The sequence below is a fragment of the Nostocoides sp. genome, assembly GCF_035343835.1.
Classification (GTDB): domain Bacteria; phylum Actinomycetota; class Actinomycetes; order Actinomycetales; family Dermatophilaceae; genus Nostocoides_A; species Nostocoides_A vanveenii.
The window spans coordinates 1-7,037 of sequence record NZ_DAOQZV010000171.1; the positions used below are offsets into that span (position 1 = coordinate 1).

A 7,037-nucleotide genomic window follows, 5' to 3' on the forward strand; every position below is an offset into this window, starting at 1 on the left:
CCTCGGCGCGCGGGTCGGTGCCGAGCGCGGCGAGCGCGGCGGCGACCGAGGCGTCACCGGCGAGCAGCGGGAGAAGGGGTGCCAGCGTCATACGGGCCCCGGCGCGTGGAACCGCTGTTGGGCGGCGAGCAGCCCCTCGCCGACAAGAAGCTCGACCGCGTCGCCGGCCTCGACGACGCTCACGGCGATCTCCGGCACCTCCTGGCGGTCGAAGTCGCGCAGGACAAAGTCGGCGGCGTCCATCCGCCCGGGTGGCCGGCCGATGCCGACGCGCACCCGGTGGTAGTCCTTAGTGCCGAGGCTCGCCGTGATCGACCGCAGGCCGTTGTGGCCGCCCTCCCCGCCCCCGCGCTTGAGGCGGATGCGGCCGAAGTCGATGTCAAGCTCGTCGTGGATGACCACGATGCGCTCGGCCGGGATCTTGTAGAAGTTCGCCAGGTCACGCACCGGCGGCCCCGAGACGTTCATGAACGAGGTGGGCACCGCCAGTACAGCCGGTATGCCGCCCGGCCCCGGCACGTGGATCCGCGCCGCGGACGCGCCCCCCTTGTGGCTGCCCAGGGTCACCCGGTGTCGTGTGGCGAGGTCGTCGATGACGTGGGCACCGACATTGTGACGATTGCGGGCATACCGGTGGCCGGGGTTGCCCAGCCCCACAATCAGCCACGGGTCCGATGCACTCATCCCGGCAAGCCCAGGCCGAGGTCACCGGCGGCCGGCACGCCGGTACACCTCGATGAGTTGGTCGGTCGCCGCGTCCCAGTCGTAGTGGGCGCGGACCGCCTTGGCCAGTTCGCGACCGCCGTCCGCCCCACCCGCGGGGTCGGCGAGTTCGGCGGTGATGGCCTCGGTGAGGTCGTTCTGGGAGCCGTCCGGGAAGACCCGGTGCCCCCGCGCGGACGCGCCGACGACCTCGAGGTGCGGGGGGATGTCGCTGACCACCACGGGCCGCTCGTATGCCGCGGCCTCCAGCAGCGTGATCGGCAGGCCTTCCAGCGTGCTCGGCTGGACGAAGACCCCGGCCGAGGTCATCACCTGAGCGAGATCGGCGCCGAAGAGGTAGCCGGTCATCACCACGCGCGCGTCGGCCGCCGCGAGCTTCTTCAGTTCGCCGGTGTAGCCGTGGGTGTTCGCCGTGTCGCCGACGATCACCAGGCGCGCATCGCCGGGCACCTCGCGGAAGGCGCGAATCAGCAGATCGGGGCGCTTCTCGGGCACCAGGCGGCCGACAAACAGGACATAGCGGCCCGGTTCCAGCCCGAAGCGGGCAAGGGTCGCCCCCGGAGCCACCGGGGTCACGGTGGGCGCACCATTGGGGATGTAGACGGTTGCCCGGTGGTGGCGCTCGGAATAGACCCGGCCCAACTCCCGAGACACCACGACGACCTCGTCGGGGACCCGCGTCGAGACCCACCGGCCGGCTTGTAATAGGCGAGAGCCGAGCCCGCCCCACTTGGACCGCTCGTCATCGAGGCCGTGGATGGTCTGCACCACCCCGGCTCCCGTGAGGAACTTCGGGATGGGCGCGAACAGGCCCGGCCCGAGGGCGTGGAAGTGGACCACGTCGAAGCCGCGCCCGACGGTGCTGGCCGCGGCCAGGCCGCTGTGCACGAAGGCCTCCACGCCCTTGCCCTCCACCGTCGGCAGGTTGCGCAGGATCATCCCGCGGTAGCGTCCAGGCCGGCGGCCCACGGGAGCGACGTAGTCGAACTCGGTGGGCAGGTCGAGGTCACCGGCATAGTTCGGCCGGCAGAAGACGCTCACCTCGTGACCGCGTTCGGCCAGCCGCCACCCCAACTCCTCGACGTGCTTCTCGATCCCGCCGAAGGTCGCCGGCAGGCCCCGCAGCCCGACCATTGCGATACGCATCTACACCCTCCTGGTGACGGCTTCCTCGTACACGCGCGCGATCCGCTCCGCGTGTTCCGCGGGCGCGTGTCGCCGCAGCGCCCGCTCGCGCGCGGATGCGCCGTGCCGGAGTGAATACTGCGGGTCGGACAGGTAGGGACGCAAGGCGAGAGCCAGTGCCGCCGGGTCCTCGGCCGGGACGAGATCCCCGTCGACGCCCGGAGTGACCAAGTCCGTCAGCCCACCGAGCGCGCTGGCCACCACGGGCACCCCGCTGGCGAACGCTTCCAGGACCGACAACGGCTGGTTCTCATACCACCGCGACGGCACCGCGCTGACAGCAGCGGCGCGCATCCGGGCGCGGACCTCGTCGGCGCTGACCCGGCCGTGGAAGCGCACCAGGCCCGGAGCGACCCTGGCCGCCCGCTCCTCCAGCTCGGCCCGGTCCGGCCCGTCGCCGACGACGTCGAGAACCGCCCCGGGAGTCTCGGCGGCGAGCACCGGCATCGCGTCGATGAGCACGTCGACGCCCTTCTCGTGCGAGAGCCGCCCGGCAAAGAGCACGCCCGTTCCCGGCTCGGTGCGCACCGGCACATCGGTGTCGGTGAAGTTGTCCAGGTGCAGCAACTTCTCCGGCGCGATCCCGGCAGCGGCCATCTGGTCGCGCAGGAAGACGCTCGGACACAGGAAGGTCGAGACCGGCCCGTATGCCCGCAGGGTCCGGTGCGCTCCGACCTCCAGTGCCGCGATGCCGCTGGCTGCCAGCGAGCCGTCCTTGCAGCGCCGCTTGACCGCTTGGATCACGCCGCCGGTGACGCAGGCGGTGCAGATCTCGCCCTTGTCGAGGAATTGGTAGGTGGGGCAGGCCAGCTTGTAGTCGTGCAGGGTCATCACGACGGGCACCCCGGCCGCGGCGCACGCGCGCAGGATGGACGGCGAGAGCTGGTGGTAGATGTTGTGGCAGTGCACGACGTCGGGCCGGAAGTCGGCGATCACCTCGGCGATGCCCGAGGCCGCCGAGCGGGACCAGAGCATTCGCCCGACAAGCTCGACCCGCTTGCTCAACGCCTCGGGAGCGGGCTCGAAGTCGACCCGCGAGGGGAAGTGATCGGCATACCGCATCGGCAGGTTCTCGGGATAGGACATCCCGAAGTACTCCACGTGATGTCCCTGGGCTCGCTGGAGGTCCGCGAGATCGAGCAGATAGCCCTCGGCCCCGCCGCGGCGATAGAGAAACTTGTTGACTTGCAGGATGCGCACGCGGACGCCTCGCGCCTAGGTGCGCACGATGCGCATCGAGCGCGCCGCGCGATCTGCCGAAGAGTCGGCCTCGGCGTCGAGGCGGCGCCGGCGCAGGTAGGCGCCGCTGGACAACGCAATGACGGACACGGCATACATCATGACGACGACCTGCGACATCAAGTTCGCGACCACGCTGAGGATCGCGACCGCGACCGCAACGACGAAGCCGGCCTCGGTGATCGCGCGCGGGATGCCGGTCAAGCGCCGCCGCGCCGCATCGGCCGCGGCCCGCCAGCTGGTCCAGAGCATGAGCACCAGCACCAGCACATACGAGAGCAGGCCGGGGATGCCCAACTCCACATAGGCGCGGATGACGTCATTGTGGGGTTGCTTGCCCTCGGCGGTCGTCTGGGCGACGCTGCGCAGGCCGACGCCCGCGATGGGGCTGGGCTTGGCGACATCGAGGGACTCGCCCCAGTAGGCCCAGCGCCAAGCCAGCGAGTTGGCCGGCTTACCGCTCAGTTGTGCCGACGTCTCCAGGTCGGCGAAGCGGTTCTGGACCATCGGGGTGCCCGCGACCAGGATCGCCAGCGCAGCGCAGACAGCCAGGGCCGCCCCGGCCCGCCGGCGCCACAGCAGGATCACCACACCGAAGGCGGCGACCAGCCAGGCGCTGCGGGTGTAGGTCAAGCCGAGGACGATCACGGCGAGGAGACCGACGCAGAGCACGCCCGCCCGCGTCGCGCCGCGCGTATAGGGGACCAGTGCGGTCATCAGCAACAGGACGACGACGCTGAAATAGGCCAGCGGGTTGCTGTGATCGAAGGTGCCGGTGATCCGGGAGAAGCCACCGGCAATGAACAGGCCCTGGCCCGAGGTGAGTTGGGAGAAGGCGACGGTGGCGGGGACGACGATCCCGAGACCGATCGCGGCGGCGAAGGGCCCCAGCTTGCTGCCGCGGGCGGCGAACTGCTCGACGACGAGGAAGACCACAACAATGGTGGCGATACGCGACCACTCGGTCAGGCTGGCCTTCATATTGGCTGACGTGATCACGCCCATGAAGGCGACGATGACGAACACCAGGTAGGCGATGCCCAGGCCCGAGATCGGATAGCGGCTCCCGAGGCGCGCCTTGCGCAGCAGCAACCACACCGTGCCGAAGCCCAGCAGCATCAGACCGAGTGCCGTATGCGGCGCGTTCACCCCGATCGCGTCCATGGACGCCCGGGTGAGCAAGGCGATGAGCACGAAGGTCTCGAGGTCGTAGAGCGCGACGATGAGCAGGGTGATCCCGACGATCGCCGCGAGCGGCAAGGCGGCCACGAGGTGGCTCGAGCCGTCGGCGATCGCGACGGTCGTGTAGACGGTCAGCGCGATGCCCAGCAGCGCCGTCCCGAGCGTCGCCAGGTCGAAGCGCCGCCTCGGGCTCGGCTCGGGTGCCACCGGTGCGGGCGGCGCGGCCTTGCTCAGATCGACCGTGTCCACGTGGTTGTCCTCCTGCCCGGCGACGGCGGGCGTTTGCATATTCGGGGCTTGATGGGATTCCTGCGCCGGGCCGACGACCCGGCGGCCGGCGGTGCTGCCCCGGCGGAACGCCAGGAAACCGACGAGCCCGGAAACGACCAGCCCCACGAAGGCGCCCACTCCGGACGCGAGGCCTGTCGCAGAAGCGGGCAACACCTGCGTCACCGCGATGGCGGACGCGCCGCCGGACAGGCCGCACACCAGACTACCGGCAATCGGCACCAGCAATGGCAGGCGCTCCAGCCCGGGCACCGCGCGCATCAGCCACCACGCGTGGCCGACATTGACGTACTGCGAAGCGCTGTAGGCGATCGGGAAGAGATAGATCGCCCTGGGACCGTCGCCCATGGCGACATCGAGGATGAAGAGCAAGCCGACATTGGCGACGATGCCGTAGACGGTGTTGCGCAGCGGCGTGCGCGTATCGCGCATGGCATAGAACGGCGCCAAAAGGGCGCGCTGGAGGCCGGAGCCGGCGAAGCTGAGGGAATACAGGGCCATCAAGGTCCCGAGCGTGACGATCTGCTCGTGCTTGAACTTCGGCACCAGCCCGAAAACGGCATGCGTCAGACCGGGGGCAAGCGTCACCCCGAGGATCGTCATCGGCACGGCGAGGAAGAGCATCAGGCGCAGGCCGAGCCGCGTCATGCTGCGGAAGGCGGGGGTGTCGCCGCGGGTGAAGGCCCGCGAGATGCGCGGGAGCACGGTGACCATGATCGAGCGGAAGATGATGGTGCCACCGACCGCGCTGGCGAGACGGTTGCCGTAGTGCAACAAGGTGGTGCTTCCCTGCGGCAGGGCGCTGGCGATGAACACCTCGACGATTCGCACGATGGGGTTCATGGCGGCACCGACGGTGGGCCGGCTGAACAGACGCAGGGTGCGTCGGACCTCCGGGTGGCCGAACGCGGGAGCTGCGGGCCGCCAGCCCTTGACGAAGGCGGCGATCGCCATGGCGAGGACCTGAACGAGGGATCCCGCGACATAGGCCGCCGGCACCACCCAGTTCGAGCGTGGCCCGAGCAGGATCACGGCAACCGAGACCACATTCAGCACGAGTGTCATCGCGGCGGGGAAACCGATGACCAACTTCGCGTTCAGCCAGCACCGCAGGACCTCGGCGACGATGACGCACGGGACATACCAGGCCAGGATGCGGGTCATCGAGGCCGCGAGGTCGAGCTTGCCGGGCTCGTCGGCGAAACCGGGCGCCATCGCGGCCATCAGGGGGTAGGCGAAGAACGAGAAGATCAGCGCCAGCACGATCGACAGGCCGAGGCAGGCGAGCATGACCGCGCTCATCGCCCGGGCCCGCTCTCGCTCGCCCATCGTGGTCAGCCAGGCGCCGAAGGTCGGCACGAGCACCTGATTGGCGACGACCATCGCGATGGCCGTGATGGCCAGCGGCAGCCGCAGCGCCAAGGTGAAGGCATCCGACTCATAGCCGATGCCGAACACCGACCCCCACGCCAGGTCGAGCACCAACCCCGAGAGCACGCCGACGAGCGCGACCACGGAGGTGATCCCCGACTGCCGGACAACGGCCTTGGGGGACTTCTCGAGCCGCGCCTCCGCCGGGTCCACCCGCGATTCGGTCATCGACTCACCGCGCGTCGACGCCGGCGGCGGCCGCGTCGAGCCGGGCGCCGAGGTCGTCGCACAGGGCTCGGACCCGCGGGTCGAGATCCAGGGGTGCCTTATTGCCCCGAGCCGCGGCCCGGGAGTCGACGTGGGCGCTGACCGCGTCGCGATAGGGCAGGCCGAGGAAGTCGCAGACTCGCGTGAGGCGATCGGCCGGGTCGGTCACGACCTGCTCGTAGCTGACCGGCATGACATCGGCACGCGCATCCAACCCCGTGGTGAAGTAGAGGGAGTTGCGGGCCCACCAGAACAACGCCGCGCCCGAGTTCGCGTCCAGCGCGGCGGGGTCGCAGGAGCGGATCGACTCCAGCACCTCCGGGGTCATCCGGCCGGTCTGCCAGCTGCCATCCCCGCCGGTGGCGGCGATGCGCGCCATCACCTGCTGGTTGACGTTGCCGAACTTGGTGACCGCCGACCGCACCCGGTCATCGACACCGCGGAAGGCCCACAGCGCACGGGCCGGATTCGGGGCATCGACGAAGGCGTCCAGCAGCAGGTCGGTGTCGTGACTGTCGCAGATGGGCTTGAACAGCACGACCTGGTGCTTGCTGCGGGCCACGGTCTCGGCAACCACCGCGTGCGAGCGGAGTTGGAACCGGTCGAAGACCTGCTTGTCGTTCTCGTTGTGCACCTCGACCTCAGGCATGGCGTCGAGGCCGTGGGTGAGCATATTCGTGCCCGAGCGCTGGACGCCCACCACGAAGGCCGCGCGCGCGTGACCCGGCGTGACCGCGTGCTCGCGGCGCCATTTGCGGCGGGCCAGGGCGGCGGACGTGCGC

5 protein-coding genes are annotated in these 7,037 nt (G+C 70.1%); all 5 read right to left on the reverse strand.

Annotated features, from left to right (window positions below; translation table 11 throughout):
- Window positions 1-87 precede the first annotated feature (87 nt).
- On the reverse strand, window positions 88-684 hold the full coding sequence (gene pth / locus PKH97_RS11815; protein WP_324387657.1) for an aminoacyl-tRNA hydrolase: 597 nt from the start codon (window positions 682-684) through the stop codon (window positions 88-90).
- A 21-nt stretch (window positions 685-705) separates the two neighbouring features.
- On the reverse strand, window positions 706-1,869 hold the full coding sequence (locus PKH97_RS11820; protein ID WP_324387658.1) for a glycosyltransferase family 4 protein: 1,164 nt from the start codon (window positions 1,867-1,869) through the stop codon (window positions 706-708).
- Complete coding sequence (locus PKH97_RS11825; protein ID WP_324387660.1) at window positions 1,870-3,108, reverse strand: glycosyltransferase family 4 protein; 1,239 nt, start codon at window positions 3,106-3,108, stop codon at window positions 1,870-1,872. It lies immediately after the preceding gene.
- A 15-nt stretch (window positions 3,109-3,123) separates the two neighbouring features.
- Window positions 3,124-6,216 (reverse strand): lipid II flippase MurJ, encoded by a 3,093-nt coding sequence (locus tag PKH97_RS11830; protein WP_324387661.1) that lies wholly within the window; start codon window positions 6,214-6,216, stop codon window positions 3,124-3,126.
- A 4-nt stretch (window positions 6,217-6,220) separates the two neighbouring features.
- Window positions 6,221-7,037 (reverse strand): sulfotransferase domain-containing protein (locus PKH97_RS11835; protein WP_324387662.1); only part of this gene is annotated, 817 nt, incomplete at its 5' end.